We start from the raw sequence: 15,623 nt of genomic DNA, 5'->3' as shown, positions 1-15,623 counted from the left end.
GCCAAGGAGTCTCAGGGGTCGACCGGCCGATTCGTCCACCCGCGGCCCGGCCGGCGTGACGAGCGGAACCATCCGCCGGCCGCGCCCGTTCCGCCATCGGTCGCGATGGTGTGGCCCGTGACGAACGACGACAGGTCCGAGGCCAGAAAAAGGATCACACGGGCCTGATCCTCGGGCCGGCCCATCCGCCCGACCGGCACCCACCGCGGCCATTGGGTGTGCTCCTCGGGCGACAGCCACTGTGAGTAGGGCACTTGAAGGGACTCGGTGACGTCGGGGGCGATCGCGTTGACCCGCACGCCGTGGTTGCCCACCTGCACGGCGAGGCTGCGGGTGAAGCCGATCAGCCCCGTCTTGAACGCGGCATACACCGGATCCTCCGGGTAGCCGCGCAGCCCCTCGACCGACGAGACGTTCACGATCGCACCGGCGTGCCGGTCCACCATGGCGGGCAGGAACGCCCGGGTGAGCAGGAAGGCGTGGTGGAGGTTGATCCGGTAGAGCTCATCCCAGAGCCGCGGGTCGGTGTCGACGAAGTTTCCGGGGTGGCGCAGCCAGTGGCCCACGTTGTTGACTAGCACGTCGACGCGCCCGTGCGCGTCGAGCACCGTCCGGGCCAGGCCGGTGACCTGGTCCGGCGCCCGGACGTCGGTGACGACCGCCCGCGCGGATCCGCCGGCCGCCGTGATCGCGTCGGCGGTCGCGCCCCCCAGCTCGCCGTCGATATCGGCGATCACGACGTGCGCGCCGTGGCGTGCGAAAAGCCGCGCGGTGGCCGCGCCGATGCCGCCCCCGCCGCCGGTCACGACCGCGACCCGGTCGGCCAGCAACGGGCCCGGATGCTCTGCGTGTGTCATCGCTCGTATCTTGGGCCACGCGGCGGCCCCGGCCACAGCCGGTCCGGACCCATTCTGGGCGCGCGACGGCGGCGATCGACGATCAACGGGTGGTACCCATCTCTGCCGATGGCAAACAGTGACCTACGCGACGTTTGCTGAGCGCTGGATCGACCGGTATGCCGGGTACCCGGTGTCCACTTAGGAGTTGATGACACAGTGAGCACAATCGATCCGACCCGCATACTGCCGAGCGTGGCGACGACGCGGCGCATGCACCATCGGCATAGCCCCCAGTCGGTCGCCGTCTCGCTCGCCAGCCGGCTCATCGTGAAGAACGCGGTCCGCGCCTGGGCCATGACGCCCAACCTGCACTGGCCGCTGGAGTACGTCGACAGTTTTGCCGGGATGTTTCCCCGTCTGGGCTCCGCGGCGAACACCGAACCGGTGCGTCTCGAGCACTGCGCCGCGGAGTGGGTTCGCGCTCCCGGCGTCTCGGGGGACCGGGCGATCCTGTACCTGCACGGCGGCGCGTTCCTCACCTGCGGCCTCAACACGCACCGCTCGATGGTGACCCGCCTGTCCAAGGAGGCCGACGCCGCCGTGCTCGCCGTCGCCTACCGGAAGTTGCCCGCACATCAGATCACCGACGCCATCGACGATGGCATCAGCGGCCTGCGATGGCTGCAGGACCGCGGCTACGACGGCGACCGGATCGTCGTGGCCGGCGACTCGGCCGGCGGATACCTGGCGTTCATGACCACGCTGTCGGCGATTGGCGAGGACATCATGGAGCCGGCCGGGGTCGCGACCATCTCGCCGTTCACGGACACGGACCCGGCACGAAAACTCAAGCACCGCAACGCCCGCAAGTGCTCGATGTTCACCCGCAGCGCGTTCTCGCGGTTCGCTAAGTACCTCGGCGACGCCCGGGCGGTGGAGGGCCGGGGCGAGTCCACGGTCGCCTCGCCCGTGGATGCCGACCTGTCGTCGTTGCCGCCGGTGACCATTCACGCGAGCTCGGACGAATTGTTGCTCGCCGACGCGGAACTGATGGCGAAGCGCCTGGAAGCCAGCGGGGTCCGATGCGATCTGCACCTGTGGGACGGGCAGATCCACGACTTCCCGTTGGCCGCCGACATCTTGCCGGAGGGCAGGCGCGCCATCAAATACCTCGGCGATTTCGTCAAGGACGTCACCCCCGCCGGGGACGCGGTCCGGAGTAAGGTCCGGAACGTGCGCCGCCTGCGCAGCGCCGCCGCGGCCGGTTGAAGCCGACGAAAGTAATTGTGCCGCAGGCTGATTCGACGGCCGGCGGCCGTATCCCGTTGCGCCGGGTGCCCAACTCGCGGCGCTGCCGTTACAGTTGGTCCTGATGAGCCCACCAGCCCCGCCTGCGCTGACCGTGCGGTACGAGGGAGCCGAGCGCACCTTCGCGGCAGGCAACGACGTCGTGATCGGGCGTGACCTTCGCGCGGACGTCCGCGTCGCCCACCCCCTGATCTCCCGCACCCATCTGATCGTGCGGTACGACCAGGGCCGATGGGTCGCGGTCGACAACGGCAGCCTCAACGGTCTGTACGCGAACAACCGCCGCGTCCCGGTCATCGACATCCAGGACGGCATGCGCGTCAACGTCGGCAATCCCGACGGCCCGGCGCTGACCTTCGAGGTCGGCCGCCACCAGGGTTCGGCCGGGCGGCCGCCGCTGACGACGTCGATACCCATCGTCAGCACGCCCGGCGCGCCCCTCGAGGGAGCGCCGCAGAGCCCGAGCGGCACGCAAACTTCCGCCCAGCCTCAGCAGCCGGCGTCTGCCTCGTTCCGCCACCCGGCGCATCCGCCCACCGCCACGCAGCCCAGCCACTCACCGAGCGGACCCCTCGCGAGCCAGCCGCCCAGCGGCCCGACCCCGAGCCATCCGTCGGGCCCACAGACCCGCTTCCCGACCAGCGGCCCCCTGGCCGCGCCGCCCAGCGCGCCCCAGCCCGCACCGCAGATCTACCGGGCGCCGTCGGCGGTGCACGCGGCCCCGCCCACCACCGCGCAACCGGCGGCGTCCCAGACGGGCCGCATCGGCGGCGACTCGTCGAACATCGCCACGTCGATGATGAAGATCCTGCGGCCGGGCAGGGCCGGGCTGGAGTCCACGCCGGGCGCGATCACGATCGGCCGCGCCAACGACAACGACATCGTCATCCCCGAGGTCCTGGCGTCACGCCACCACGCCACGCTGATCCCGGCGCCGGGCGGCACCGAGATCCACGACAACCGCAGCATCAACGGCACCTTCGTCAACGGCGCCCGCGTCGATTCGGCCGTGCTGCACGACGGTGACGTCGTCACGATCGGCAACATCGACCTGGTCTTCGCCGGCGGCACCCTGGCCCGACGCGACCAGACCGCCACCGCGACGCGCACCGGCGGCCTCGACGTGCGCGGGGTGACCTGGACGATCGAGAACAACAAGACGCTGCTGGACAACATCTCGCTGACCGCCCTGCCCGGGACGCTGACCGCGATCATCGGGCCGTCCGGCGCCGGCAAATCGACGTTCGCCCGGCTGGTCGCCGGGTACACGCACCCGAGCACCGGCACGGTGGCGTTCGAGGGCCACAACGTCCACGCCGAGTACGCCTCGTTGCGCAGCCGGATCGGGATGGTGCCGCAGGACGACGTCGTGCACGGCCAGCTGACCGTGCAGCAGGCGTTGATGTACGCCGCCGAGCTGCGCCTGCCGCCGGACACCACCAAGGACGACCGCGCCCAGGTGGTGGCCCGGGTACTCGAGGAACTCGAGATGACCCAGCACCTGCACACGCGGGTCGACAAGCTCTCCGGCGGCCAGCGCAAGCGCGCGTCGGTGGCACTGGAGTTGCTCACCGGGCCGTCGCTGCTGATCCTCGATGAGCCGACGTCGGGCCTGGATCCGGCGCTGGACCGGCAGGTGATGACCATGCTGCGGCAGCTGGCCGACGCCGGCCGGGTGGTGCTCGTCGTCACCCACTCGCTGACCTACCTCGACGTCTGCGATCAGGTTTTGCTGCTCGCCCCCGGCGGCAAGACGGCGTTCTGCGGGCCGCCCGGCCAGATCGGTCCCGCCATGGGCACCACCAACTGGGCCGACATCTTCAGCACCGTCGCCAACGACCCCGACGGCTCCCGGGAGCGCTACCTGGCGCGGACGGGCCCGCCCCCGGCGCCGCCGCCGGCGGAGAAACCCGCCGAACTCGGCGACCCCTCACACACCAGCCTGTTCCGGCAGTTCTCCACCATCGCCCGGCGCCAGATGCGGCTGATCGTCTCGGATCGCGGCTATTTCGTGTTCCTGGCGCTGCTGCCGTTCATCATGGGTTCGCTGTCGATGTCGGTGCCCGGCGATGTCGGCTTCGGCATTCCGAACCCGATGGGCGCCGCGCCCAACGAGCCGGGTCAGATCCTGGTGCTGCTGAACGTCGGCGCGGTGTTCATGGGTACCGCGCTGACCATCCGCGACCTCATCGGGGAACGCGCGATCTTCCTGCGCGAGCAGGCGGTTGGCCTGTCGACGTCGGCGTACCTGCTGGCCAAGGTGTGCGTGTACACGGTCTTCGCGATCGTCCAGTCGGCGATCGTGACCATCATCGCGGTGCTGGGCAAGGGCGCGCCGACCCAGGGCGCGGTGGCGTTGGGCAAGCCCGGCCTCGAGTTGTTCGTCGACGTCGCGCTGACGTGCGTGGCCTCCGCCATGCTGGGGCTCGCGCTGTCGGCCGTCGCCAAGTCCAACGAGCAGATCATGCCCCTGCTGGTGGGGGCCGTGATGTCACAGCTGGTGTTCTCCGGCGGGATGATCCCGGTGACCGGCCGGGTGGGGCTGGATCAGATGGCCTGGGCCACGCCCGCCCGGTGGGGATTCGCGGCGTCGGCGTCCACCGCCGAGCTGACCAAGCTGGTGCCCGGGCCGCTGACCCCGAAGGACTCGCACTGGCAGCACACGCCGGCCAGGTGGTGGTTCGACGTCGGCATGCTGGCGCTCATCAGCGCCGTCTATCTGGGTTTCGTGCGCTGGAAGATCCGCCTCAAGGGCGGCTGATCGCTCGCGCGTCAGGCGCCCTTGCGGACCACTTGGTCGGCCGCGGCGCGCATCCGGTCGGACAGTTGCAGAAGATTGTGCTCGCCTACGCCCAGGGGAAGGGTGTACGCCAGTTGTCTCAATTCGACGGCGTAGTTGCGCAAGTCCTCGCGGAGGCGCGTCTCAACAGTGGGCATGATTTCTCCCTCGGGCTGGGGCAGAGGGCCTGGTCCGCGTTGACCAACCGATCCGAAAATCTTCGCAGCCCGCGGCCGAATCCGCCAGAGCGTCGACGGGTTTTAACGGGAGTTTGACAGCGGTTTTACCGTGCGACCCCGGCCGTTCTCGACCGATGCGCGGCAGAATGCCACGCGCGAACTCGCGGCGGCGTTACGCTGGCGCTGCTCGGTGTAACGGCATCGACGCTCCGAGAAAGGCATAGGCGCCGGAATGGATTTCGAACTCGACGCCGGGCAGCGCGCCTGGCTGGCCGAGGTCCGCGAATTTCTGCACGAGAACGTCACCCCCGCATTGCGCGCCGAGCTGGCCGAGCACGACTTGGAGATTCTCGACGGCGAGGTGGCGCGGTTCCGCCGCAAGATCGGCGCCAAGGGCTGGTTCGGGCTGAACTGGCCGCGCGAGTACGGGGGGTTGGGCCTGGGCGCCATTCACCTGCACCTGTTGATGAGCGAATTCGAGTACTGGGGCGTGCCCGGACCCGACCTGACCGTCACGTCGGTGGCGCCGATGATCATGCGTCACGGCACCGAGCGGAACAAGAGCGAGTGGCTGCCCCCGATCGCCCGGGGCGAAATGATCTGCGCGGTCGGCTATTCCGAGCCCGAGGCCGGGACCGACCTGGCGAGCCTGCGGACCACCGCGACCCGCGACGGCGAGGAATGGGTGATCAACGGGACCAAGATCTGGAACAGCGGCGCGCAGCGGGCCACGCACGAATGGCTCTGCGTCCGTACCGATCCGACGACCGCGCGCCACCGCGGCATCTCGGTCATCATCGTGCCGATCGACAGCCCCGGCGTCGAGATCCGCCCGCTCTACGCGTGGTCGGGCTACCGCACCAACGAGGTGGCATTCCGCGACGTGCGGGTGCCGGCCACCAACCTCGTCGGCGAGGTCAACCGCGGCTGGACCTACATCACCGGCGCGCTCGACCTCGAGCGCGGCGCGCTGACCAACGCCGGAGACCTGCGCCGCGCCGTCGAGGAATTGCACGAACTTTCGCGCAGTCCGCGCCGCGACGGGACGGTGCCCGCCGACGACCCGTCGCTTCGCCGCCGGCTGGCGCAGGCCGAAGCCGACGTCGCGGTGGCCACGCTGATGGGCTACGAGGCGGCCTCGATCCTCGACAGCGGCGTCATTCCGACCGTCGAGGTGAGCGTCGAGAAGGTGTTCACCAGCGAGCTGCGCCAGCGCATCGCCGCCCTGGCGCTCGATCTCCTCGGCCCGGACGGCTTGTTGGCCCACCGCAGCGAACAGGCCCCGCTGGCCGGCAAATTCGAGCGGCTCTACCGGGCCGCCCCGCTGATGCGCTTCGGCGGGGGCACCAATGAGGTGCTTCGCGACATCATCGCCCAGCGCGGGCACGGGATGCCCTCCTATGGACGCTGACCGAAGCCTCGCACACCACCGATGAAGACGATCCCGTCCGCCGAGCAGCGTGAGTTCGCCGCGGCGCTACGCGCCCTGCTGGCCGCCGAGAACCCGGTCAGCCAGGTGCGCGCCCTCGACGAGCCCGGCGCGGACCGGCGCACACCGGCGCTGTGGAAGGCGGTGGCCGACGCGGGGGTCTTCGGGCTGGCCGTCGCCGCGGAGTACGGCGGTGCCGGTGGCTCACTCGACGACCTGGCCGTGTTCTACACCGAAGCCGGCCGCGCCCTGTGCCCGACGACCGTGCACAGCACCGTGCACGCCGCCCTCGCCGTCGACCAGCTCGGCTCCCCGGAGGCCAAGGCCGCTTGGCTGCCCCCGCTCGCGTGCGGCAGCGTCCGCGCCACCACCGCCCTCTGGAACGCCCGCGACGCCGCGCTCGTCGCCCCTGCGCTGCGCGCCGATCCCGATCCGAATCGGTGGCGGCTCAACGGAACCGCGGATTACGTCGCCGACGCCGATGTCGCCGATCTCATCGTGGTATCGGCCGCCTCGTCGCGGGGCGGAGCCGAACGCCCGCTGGTCTTCCTCGTCGACGCGCACGGCGGCGGTGTGACCGTCGAGCCGCTCGACATGGTCGGCGGGCACCGGGCGTTCACCGTGCGCTTCGACGACGCGGTCGTGGCCGGTGACGCCGTGCTCGACGGCGTCACCGTGCCGGGATTGCGCCGGCTGGCCAACACCGCGGTGGCGCTGGGATCACTCGACCTGGTCGGGGTCGGCCAGGCCGTGCTGGACCGCACCGTCGACTACACCAAGCTGCGTCACCAGTTCGGCCGGCCCATCGCCTCGTTTCAGGCGGCCCAGCATCTGATCGCCGACATGCACATCGCCCTGGCGGCCGCGCGATTGGCGGCGCACGCGGCGGTGTTCTGGCTGGGGCGCGGCCGCACCGCGAGCAGGGAGACCGCCATCGCCCGCATGCACGCGGCAACCGCGGCCCGGCTGATCACGCTCGACGCCCATCAGCTGCACGGCGGGATGGGCTATGTCACCGAGACGGACCTGCATCTGTGGAGCGAGCGGGCCCGCCTCGGTGCGACGCTCGGCGGCGGCGCCGACGTCGCGGCGTCGTGGCTTCGGGAGACCATGGGAGAAGGGAGCGCCGGTGAGTGAGGACAGCTTGATCGACGCCGAGTCGGCGTCGCGGGTGGGCACGGTCGCCGCCTCGGCGACCGGCGAGGTGAACCGGCGCGATTGGCAACGGTGGGCGGCCGCGGTCGGCGAGGACAACCCGTTGTATTTCGATCCGGAGTACGCCCGCGCCAACGGCTTTCGCGACATCATCTGCCCGCCGCTGTACCTGCAGTACGCGGTCCTCGGGGTGTCGCGGCTGGAGTCGCTGCGCCCCGACGGATCCTCCGGCGCGGTCTCCGGCAGCCTCGCGTTTCCCCGCGCCCCCAAGCGGATGGCCGGCGGGGAGAGCTTCACCTTTCACCTGCCGGCCTACCACCGCGACGAAATCGACATGGTCCGCACCATCTCCTCGATCGTCGAAAAGCGGGGCCGCTCCGGCAGATTCGTCCTCGTCACCTGGCACACGGTGTACCGCAACCAGGATCGCGACCTGCTGGCCGAAGCGTCGACGTCGATGATCGCCCGCCCCTAGGAGCATCGTGACCGACCAGCAAGTGTTCTATGACGACATCGCCGTGGGCGATCGCATCCCCGCGCTGACGGTGACCGTCGACGAGACCCAGATGTTCTTCTTTTCGGCCGCCACGTACAACGGTCACCGCATCCACTACGACAAACAGTGGGCCCGCGACACCGAGGGATACGACAACGTGTTGGTGCACGGTCCGCTGCAGGCGGCGCTGCTGGCCCGCGCCCTCGGGGACTGGGTCGGCGGGCGGGGCAGGCTGGTGACGTTCTCGGTGCAGAACCGGGCGATCGCCTATCCCGGTGAGGCGCTCAGTTTCGGTGGCGAGGTCACCGGCAAACGCCTGGGCGACAATGGGTTTGGGGGCTACGGACTGGTGGATCTGGATATCGCCGGTCGGCGCGGCGACACGGTGCTGATGCCGGGCACCGCCACCGTCGCGCTGCCGCTGCGGGAGACCCGGGCATGAGCGGGCTGCGGGGAGAGGCCGCGATCGTCGGCATCGCCGAGTTGCCGGCCGAACGGCGCCCCACCCGCCCCGCGATGTTCACCCTCGACCAGTACGCCCGGCTGGCGAAGATGGTGATCGAGGACGCCGGTGTCGATCCGGGTCGTGTCAACGGCCTGCTGACCCACGGCATCGCCGAGTCGGCCATGTTCGCCCCGGCCACCCTGTGCGAATACCTGGGCCTGGCACTGGATTTCGGTGAGCGGGTCGACTTGGGCGGGGCGACCTCGGCCGGCATGGTGTGGCGGGCCGCGGCGGCCGTCGAACTCGGCGTCTGCGAGGCCGCCCTGGCCGTGGTACCCGGGTCGGCGGCCGTGCCCCGGTCTGAGCGGCGGCCCGCGCCGGAGCCGAATTGGTATGGGGCGTCCTCGAACAACTACGGCTCGCCGCAGGCCGAGTTCGAGATCCCCTACGGCAACGTGGGCCAAAACGCGCCCTACGCGCAGATCGCCCAGCGGTACGCGGCCGAATACGGTTACGACCCCGCCGCGGTCGCCAAGATCGCCGTCGACCAACGCACCAACGCGTGCGCCCACCCCGGCGCCGTCTTCCATGGCACCCCCATCACGGTGAACGACGTGCTGGACAGCCCGATGATCGCCGACCCCATCCACATGCTGGAAACGGTGATGCGCGTGCACGGGGGAGCGGCGGTGTTGATCGCCAACGCCGACATCGCGCGGCGCGCCCGCCATCGTCCGGTATGGATCACCGGCTTCGGCGAACACATCGCCTTCAAGACCCCCACCTACGCCGAGGACCTGCTGTCCACACCCATCGCCCGCGCCGCCGAACGGGCGTTCGCGATGGCCGGGCTGTCCCGGTCCGACGTCGACGTCGCGTCGATCTACGATTGCTACACCATCACGGTGCTGATGAGCCTGGAAGACGCCGGATTCTGCGCGAAAGGCAAAGGCATGTCGTGGATCAACGAACACGATCTGACCCATCGCGGGGAGTTCCCGCTGAACACCGCCGGCGGCCAACTGTCCTTCGGTCAGGCGGGAATGGCCGGCGGCATGCACCACGTGGTCGACGGCGCGCGGCAGGTCATGGGACGCGCCGGCGACGCGCAGGTGACCGACTGTCACACCGCGTTCGTGACCGGTAACGGCGGCATCATGAGCGAGCAGGTCGCGCTGCTCCTGCGGGGGGATTAGCGATGATCCGCCGCGACGATGCGCTCGTCCCCGAGCCCACGCCGGTCTCCCGGCCGTTCTGGGACGGCCTGGCCCAGCACCGGATCCTGGTGCAGTACTCGCCGTCTCTTCGGCGGCACGTGTTCTACCCGCGCACGCTGGCCCCGGGGACCCTGGCCGACGATTTGGAATGGCGTGAGATCGACGGCGCCGCAACGCTGTACACCTTCACGATCGCCCGCCGGCCGACCGGTCCGCCGTGGGCCGACGCGCTGCCGCAGCTGCTCGCGGTGGTGCAGTGGGACGCCGGGCCGAAATTCAGTACCGAGCTGGTCGACGTAGATCCGGGCGACATCCGGGTCGGGATGCGGGTGGAGCCGGTGTTCTGCGATCTCGAAGACGGGATCACGTTGCTGAGGTATCGGCCCGCATGACCGAAATGAGCGACGCCATCGTCATCGGTGCCGGGTTCGCCGGGCTGTACGCCGTGCACCGAGCCGCCTCGGCGGGGCTGTCGGTGACGGCCCTCGAGGCGGCGCCCGACGTGGGCGGCACCTGGTACTGGAACCGCTATCCGGGCGCGCGTTGTGATGTCGAAAGTGTGGACTACTCCTACTCTTTCGACGAGGAGCTGCAGCGCGACTGGCAGTGGAGCGAACGCTTCGCCGCCCAACCGGAGATCCTGGCCTACCTTCGGCACGTCGCCGACCGCTTCGACCTGCGCCGCCACTACCGGTTCGGCGTCGACGTCGTCGGCGCGGCCTTCGAGGGTGGGCGTTGGCAGGTCGACACCGCGACCGGACAAAGCCATGCGGCGCAGTTCCTCCTGTGCGCCACCGGTTGCCTGTCGGCGGTCAACCGGCCCGATATCCCGGGCGTGCAAGACTTTTCGGGAGCGGTGTATTTCACCGCCGCCTGGCCGCGCGAGGATCCCGATCTGCGCGGCAAGCGGGTGGGGCTCATCGGCACGGGATCGTCGGGGATCCAGGTCGCGCCGATCATCGCTTCGCGGGCCGAAAACCTGGTCGTATTCCAGCGATCCGCGAACTACACCATCCCGATGCCCAACCGGCCGTGGTCGGCCGACGAACAGCGGCAGATCCAGGAGCAGTACCCCGAGCGGCGCCGCGCCTCGGCCTACGCGTCGGCGGGCACGCCGCACGGCAGCTACCACAAGAACGCCGTCGACGCCGACCCCGAGGAGCGGACGGCGGCGTTGTGGGAGCGTTGGCGCGAGGGCGGGGTTCTTTTCGCGAAGACCTTCCCCGACCAGACCCGCAACGCGTTGGCCAACGAGGTCGCCAGGAAGTTCGCCGAGGAGCGGATCCGGGAAATCGTCACCGATCCCGCGGTCGCAACCGACCTGATCCCGGTCGACCACCCGATCGGAACCAAACGGATCTGCACCGACGACGGCTACTACGCCACCTTCAACCGCGACAACGTGCGGCTGGTGAACCTGCGTCGCGAGCCCATCGAGGCGATCACCGCCGATGCCGTGCGGACCCCCGCGGCGACGTACCCCTGCGATGTGCTGGTGTTCGCGACCGGGTTCGACGCCATGACCGGGGCGTTGACGCGGATCAACCCGCGCGGGCCGCGGGGGGAGCGGCTGCGCGAAATCTGGTCCGATGGCCCCCTCACCTTCCTCGGCCTGATGGTGCCGGGCCTGCCGAACCTGTTCACGATCAGCGGGCCGGGTAGCCCGTCGGTGTTGGCGAACATGGTGCTGCACGCCGAGGTTCAGGTCGACTGGGTCATCGAGCTGGTGCGGGCCGCGCGGCGGCGCGGCGTCAGCGAGGTCGAACCGAGCCGTGACGCCGCCGTCGCCTGGACCGAGCAGGTGGCCGAAGCGGCCGAGCAGACGCTGTTTCCCCGGGCGGCATCGTCGTGGTACCTGGGCGCCAACATCGAGGGCAAGAAGCGTGTCTTCATGCCCTACATCGGCGGGTTCGGTACCTACCGTCGGCACTGCGACGACGTGGCGGCCCGCGACTATGCCGGGTTGGTGATGACGACCCGATGACAGCACGGAGGAAGTGAGACGGTGCCGGAGACGGTTCAGCAGCTGTTGCGGCAGCGCAGGCACGAGGACACCCCCGCGATCGCCCACGGCGAGAAGACGTGGACCTGGCGCGAGCACCTCGCCGAAGCCGAGGCCGAAGCGGCTGCCCTGATCTCGCGCGCCGACCCCACCCGGCCGCTGCATGTCGGTGCCGCACTGGGCAATTCACCGGCCATGCTGCGGGCGATGGCCGCGGCCGCGCTGGGCGGCTACGTGCTGTGCGGGCTCAACACGACCCGCCGCGGACCCGCGCTGCTCGCCGACATCCGGCGCTCGGACTGCCAGATCCTGCTGGTCGACCGCGATCACCTGCCCCTGCTGGAGGGCCTGGATCTCAACGGAATTCAGGTTTTCGACGTGGACGGGGCGAGTTACGCCGAGGCGGTGACCGCGGCGCCACCGCTGACCCCGCACCGCGAGGTCGCCGCCGCGGACACGTTCATGATGATCTTCACCTCGGGGACGAGCGGTGACCCCAAGGTGGTCCGGTTCGCGCACGGGATGGCCATCATGTGCGGCGCCAGCCTGATCTTCCAGTACGACGTCACCGCCGCCGACGTGTGTTACCTGGCGATGCCGCTGTTTCATTCCAACGGCGTCGCCGCGGGGTGGGCGGTGGCCATCGGCTGCGGCGCCACCATGGTCCCGGCCAAGTTTTCGCCGTCGCGGTTCCTCGAGGACGTGCGCCGCTACCGCGTGACCTACCTGAACTACGTCGGCAAGCCCCTGGCGTTGATCCTGTCCACCCCGGAGCGTCCCGACGACGCCGAGAACACCCTGCGGGTGGCCTTCGGCAACGAGGCGACCGATCGCGATATCGCCGAATTCGCAAGGCGTTTCGGTTGCCGGGTGGTGGACAGCTTCGGCTCCAGCGAGTTCGCGGTGATCGTGGTCCGAGAAGATGGAACCCCGCCCGGTTCCATCGGCAAGCCTTACCCCGGGGTGAGCATCTACAATTCGACGACACTGACCGAATGTGACGTCGCGACGTTCGACGCGCACGGGGCGCTGACCAACTTCGATGAGGCCGTCGGCGAACTCGTCAACACCCAGGGCGCGGGACCGTTCGCCGGCTACTACAACGATCCGGGCGCCACGGCCGAGCGCATGCGCCACGGCATGTACTGGTCGGGCGATCTGGCCTACCGGGACGCCGACGGTTGGATCTACCTGGCCGGCCGGACCTCCGATTGGATGCGGGTGGACGGCGAGAACTTGGCCGCCGCACCGATCGAGCGGATCCTGGCGCGGATGCCCGGCATCAGCCAGGTCGCCGTCTACGCCGTGCCCGACGACCAAGTCGGCGACCAGGTGATGGCCGCGATCGTGCCGCGCGCCGGGGCGGAACTGACGTCGGACGATTTCGAGAGATTCCTGGCGTCGCAACCCGATCTGTCGCCCAAGGCGTGGCCGCGCTACGTGCGCATCAACGACCAGCTGCCCGCGACCGCGACCAACAAGATCCTCAAACGCGCGCTCATCGCCGCGGGCCCCAGCGCGCAGGGCGGTGTGTTGTGGACGCGGCCCGCCCGCGGCACCACCTACGCTGCGGCCGACGAAAACGCCGACGGCCGTTCGGCATCCACCATCGCCGGCGCCTGAATCAGCGGCCCGAGACAGCGTCGGCCCCACCGGCCTCGCTGGGCGCCGGCGCTTCCCCGAACCGCGCCAGCACCAGCGTCGCCGCCACCGCGACGGCGAATCCCGCGATCACCAGCCCACCGAGCCCGTCGCGCGCCGTATCACCCAACCACGCCACCCCCACGAACGCCGGGGCGAGGGTTTCCCCGACGACCATGCCCGCGACCGCCGTGGTCACGGATCCGCGATGCAGAGCCGAGGTGAGCAACAGAAATCCGGCGGCGCCACCCGCGGCCGCCGCGTACAGGGCGGGGTTGGTGTAGAACGACCGCGTGGTCGGATCGATCACGTCGATCAGGCGCACACCGACCTCGACGACGCCGAAGCCCGTCCCGGCGCCCAGCCCCAACGCGAGCGCTCGCGCGCGGTCGGGCAGACGCCCGGCGGCGAAACCGGCGATGAGTACCGCGGCCACCACGCCCAGGAGCGCCCAGCCGAGCCCGGCCGGGGCGTGTCGAAAGTGCCCGGGCCCGGCGGCCACTGCGAGGGCGACGAGGCTGGCGCAGACCACGCCAACGGCGCACCACTCGACCGGCGACAGCCGGGCCGACAACACCCACGCGGCGACGACCCCGGTGACGGCGATCGAGGCGGCCAGCGCCGCGGCGACGACGTAGATCGGAACCAGCCGCAGCGCGGCCACCTGAAGGAGAAACCCGACGACGTCGAGGCCGATCCCGACCAGGTAACGCCACTGCCGGACGGCCCGCAGCAGCAGCACGGCGTCGACGCCCGAGCCGCTGCCCGCTTCCACCGATCGCGTCCCCGCCGCTTGCAACACGGTCGCGGTGCCGTAACAGAGCGAGCAGCCCAACGCGAGGAGAAAGCCGATCAACACACCCACCGACACTAGCCGCGCGGGGCGCCGACCCCGCCCAACACGCAATGGTGAACGGATAGGCGATGTCGATATGCGCATTTTGCGTATGTGTAACCATGTGTCCCAAGCAGTTTCAGATTGGCGGTTTGAGTCGGTGTACAAGTGTGTACTCCGTTGTTATGGCTGAACGCGGTGCCCGGCCCCACGTCCCACGCGGGCGTCGGCTGTTCCTGCGCGCGGTGCGGCGATTGTTCAGCCCGCTACAGCCCGACGACTACCTGGAGATGATCAATCCGCTGTGGACCACCAAGGAGCTACGCGGAAAGGTCGAGCGTGTCGAGCCGCAGGGCACGGAAGCGGCCAGCGTCCTGATCAGGCCGGGTTATGAATGGCCTGGTCACCGGCCCGGGCAGTACGTGCGGCTCGGCGTGGTCATCGACGGGGTCTACCACTGGCGCGCGTATTCGCTGACGTCGGATCCGGCGCCCGAAGACGGGCTGATCAGCGTGACGCCCAAGAAGGTGGACGGGGGTGTGGTGTCGCCGTATCTGGTGCAACGGATCCAGCCCGGGGATTTGGTCCGGCTCGGCGAGATCGAAGGCGTCTTCACCCTGCCCGATCCGCTGCCGCCCAAGCTGCTGTTCATCAGCGCCGGGAGCGGCATCACCCCGGTGATCAGCATGCTGCGCAGCCTCGACCATCGCGACGCGTTCGGTGACGTCGTGGTCATTCACTCCGCGCGAACCCGCGAGCAGGTGATGTTCCTGTCCGTCCTCGAAGACCTCGACCGCCGGCACCCCGGCATGCGGCTGGATCTGCGCCTGACCTCCGAGCGCGGCAGGCTCAAGCCGGACGACCTGGATGACGCCTGCCCGGACTGGCGCGAACGCGAGACGTTCAGCTCGGGTCCCGGCGACATGCTCGACGCGCTGATCGAGCACTGGGAAGGCAACGCCGACCGCGAACGGCTGCACTTCGAACGGTTCCAGCCCAAGATCGGTGGCGACGCCAACGCCGGAGAGGGCGGCACGGTGTGCTTTCTCGACAGCGAGAAGTCCGTCGAATGTGACGGCGGCACCTCGATTTTGGAGGCGGGGGAGAAGGCCGGCCTCAATCTGGCCCACGGCTGCCGAATCGGCATCTGCCACACCTGCGTCGGGACCCTGAAGTCGGGCAGGCTGCGTGACCTGCGCTCGGGTGACGTCATCGAGCCCACCGAACAGGACGTCCGAATCTGCATCAACTCCGCCGAAGGCGACGTGACACTCGCACTGTGATCGAAAGGAGCGGCC

Annotated in this window: 14 protein-coding genes; 11 read left to right on the top strand and 3 right to left on the bottom strand. The window is 69.8% G+C overall.

The window, feature by feature from the left end; genetic code table 11:
* Window positions 1-11: 11 nt before the first annotated feature.
* Complete coding sequence (locus W7U_RS09195) at window positions 12-857, bottom strand: SDR family oxidoreductase (protein ID WP_008257206.1); 846 nt, start codon at window positions 855-857, stop codon at window positions 12-14.
* Window positions 858-1,109: 252 nt separating this feature from the next.
* Between W7U_RS09195 and W7U_RS09190 the strand changes: the two genes are divergently transcribed.
* On the top strand, window positions 1,110-2,108 hold the full coding sequence (locus tag W7U_RS09190) for an alpha/beta hydrolase (protein WP_170320595.1): 999 nt from the start codon (window positions 1,110-1,112) through the stop codon (window positions 2,106-2,108).
* A 103-nt stretch (window positions 2,109-2,211) separates the two neighbouring features.
* Window positions 2,212-4,908: an FHA domain-containing protein gene (locus tag W7U_RS09185; RefSeq protein ID WP_170320567.1), complete on the top strand. Its 2,697-nt coding sequence runs from the start codon at window positions 2,212-2,214 to the stop codon at window positions 4,906-4,908.
* A gap of 11 nt (window positions 4,909-4,919) precedes the next feature.
* On the opposite strand, the gene W7U_RS26440 is transcribed toward W7U_RS09185, so the two are convergent.
* Complete coding sequence (locus W7U_RS26440; RefSeq protein WP_008257199.1) at window positions 4,920-5,084, bottom strand: hypothetical protein; 165 nt, start codon at window positions 5,082-5,084, stop codon at window positions 4,920-4,922.
* Between the two features lie 253 nt (window positions 5,085-5,337).
* On the opposite strand from W7U_RS26440, the gene W7U_RS09180 reads away from it, so the two are divergent.
* The 8 genes from W7U_RS09180 to fadD1 are packed head-to-tail and all read left to right on the top strand — an operon-like array spanning window position 5,338 to window position 13,472.
* Window positions 5,338-6,516: an acyl-CoA dehydrogenase family protein gene (locus W7U_RS09180; protein ID WP_008257198.1), complete on the top strand. Its 1,179-nt coding sequence runs from the start codon at window positions 5,338-5,340 to the stop codon at window positions 6,514-6,516.
* Between the two features lie 21 nt (window positions 6,517-6,537).
* The gene (locus W7U_RS09175; protein ID WP_008257196.1) at window positions 6,538-7,671 is read left to right on the top strand and encodes an acyl-CoA dehydrogenase family protein; all 1,134 of its coding nucleotides are present in this window, start codon (window positions 6,538-6,540) and stop codon (window positions 7,669-7,671) included.
* Complete coding sequence (locus W7U_RS09170; RefSeq protein WP_008257194.1) at window positions 7,664-8,164, top strand: MaoC family dehydratase N-terminal domain-containing protein; 501 nt, start codon at window positions 7,664-7,666, stop codon at window positions 8,162-8,164. Before W7U_RS09175 ends, W7U_RS09170 begins: the two co-directional genes overlap by 8 nt.
* A 7-nt stretch (window positions 8,165-8,171) precedes the next feature.
* On the top strand, window positions 8,172-8,627 hold the full coding sequence (locus W7U_RS09165; RefSeq protein WP_008257192.1) for a MaoC/PaaZ C-terminal domain-containing protein: 456 nt from the start codon (window positions 8,172-8,174) through the stop codon (window positions 8,625-8,627).
* Window positions 8,624-9,826 (top strand): thiolase family protein, encoded by a 1,203-nt coding sequence (locus tag W7U_RS09160; RefSeq protein ID WP_008257189.1) that lies wholly within the window; start codon window positions 8,624-8,626, stop codon window positions 9,824-9,826. Before W7U_RS09165 ends, W7U_RS09160 begins: the two co-directional genes overlap by 4 nt.
* A 2-nt stretch (window positions 9,827-9,828) precedes the next feature.
* Window positions 9,829-10,239: an OB-fold domain-containing protein gene (locus tag W7U_RS09155; RefSeq protein ID WP_008257187.1), complete on the top strand. Its 411-nt coding sequence runs from the start codon at window positions 9,829-9,831 to the stop codon at window positions 10,237-10,239.
* Window positions 10,236-11,831 (top strand): NAD(P)/FAD-dependent oxidoreductase, encoded by a 1,596-nt coding sequence (locus tag W7U_RS09150; protein WP_008257185.1) that lies wholly within the window; start codon window positions 10,236-10,238, stop codon window positions 11,829-11,831. Before W7U_RS09155 ends, W7U_RS09150 begins: the two co-directional genes overlap by 4 nt.
* A gap of 21 nt (window positions 11,832-11,852) precedes the next feature.
* On the top strand, window positions 11,853-13,472 hold the full coding sequence (fadD1, locus tag W7U_RS09145) for a fatty-acid--CoA ligase FadD1 (protein ID WP_008257182.1): 1,620 nt from the start codon (window positions 11,853-11,855) through the stop codon (window positions 13,470-13,472).
* Between the two features lies 1 nt (window position 13,473).
* Here the strand turns inward: fadD1 and W7U_RS09140 are convergent, their stop codons facing one another.
* Window positions 13,474-14,361: a DMT family transporter gene (locus tag W7U_RS09140; RefSeq protein WP_008257181.1), complete on the bottom strand. Its 888-nt coding sequence runs from the start codon at window positions 14,359-14,361 to the stop codon at window positions 13,474-13,476.
* A 149-nt stretch (window positions 14,362-14,510) separates the two neighbouring features.
* Between W7U_RS09140 and W7U_RS09135 the strand changes: the two genes are divergently transcribed.
* Window positions 14,511-15,608: a ferredoxin reductase gene (locus W7U_RS09135; RefSeq protein ID WP_008257179.1), complete on the top strand. Its 1,098-nt coding sequence runs from the start codon at window positions 14,511-14,513 to the stop codon at window positions 15,606-15,608.
* The last annotated feature ends 15 nt before the right edge of the window (window positions 15,609-15,623 follow it).

This window comes from Mycobacterium sp. H4Y, assembly GCF_000364405.1.
Classification (GTDB): Bacteria; Actinomycetota; Actinomycetes; order Mycobacteriales; family Mycobacteriaceae; genus Mycobacterium; species Mycobacterium intracellulare.
This window is presented reverse-complemented; position numbering and strand designations above follow the sequence as displayed.

Bases quoted from the DNA above. Each gene is read 5' to 3' on its own strand.
- W7U_RS09195 (WP_008257206.1), bottom strand. From the start codon at position 857: ATGACACACGCAGAGCATCCGGGCCCGTTGCTGGCCGACCGGGTCGCG.
- W7U_RS09190 (WP_170320595.1), top strand. From the start codon at position 1,110: ATGCACCATCGGCATAGCCCCCAGTCGGTCGCCGTCTCGCTCGCCAGC.
- W7U_RS09185 (WP_170320567.1), top strand. From the start codon at position 2,212: ATGAGCCCACCAGCCCCGCCTGCGCTGACCGTGCGGTACGAGGGAGCC.
- W7U_RS26440 (WP_008257199.1), bottom strand. From the start codon at position 5,084: ATGCCCACTGTTGAGACGCGCCTCCGCGAGGACTTGCGCAACTACGCC.
- W7U_RS09180 (WP_008257198.1), top strand. From the start codon at position 5,338: ATGGATTTCGAACTCGACGCCGGGCAGCGCGCCTGGCTGGCCGAGGTC.
- W7U_RS09175 (WP_008257196.1), top strand. From the start codon at position 6,538: ATGAAGACGATCCCGTCCGCCGAGCAGCGTGAGTTCGCCGCGGCGCTA.
- W7U_RS09160 (WP_008257189.1), top strand. From the start codon at position 8,624: ATGAGCGGGCTGCGGGGAGAGGCCGCGATCGTCGGCATCGCCGAGTTG.
- W7U_RS09155 (WP_008257187.1), top strand. From the start codon at position 9,829: ATGATCCGCCGCGACGATGCGCTCGTCCCCGAGCCCACGCCGGTCTCC.
- W7U_RS09150 (WP_008257185.1), top strand. From the start codon at position 10,236: ATGACCGAAATGAGCGACGCCATCGTCATCGGTGCCGGGTTCGCCGGG.
- W7U_RS09135 (WP_008257179.1), top strand. From the start codon at position 14,511: ATGGCTGAACGCGGTGCCCGGCCCCACGTCCCACGCGGGCGTCGGCTG.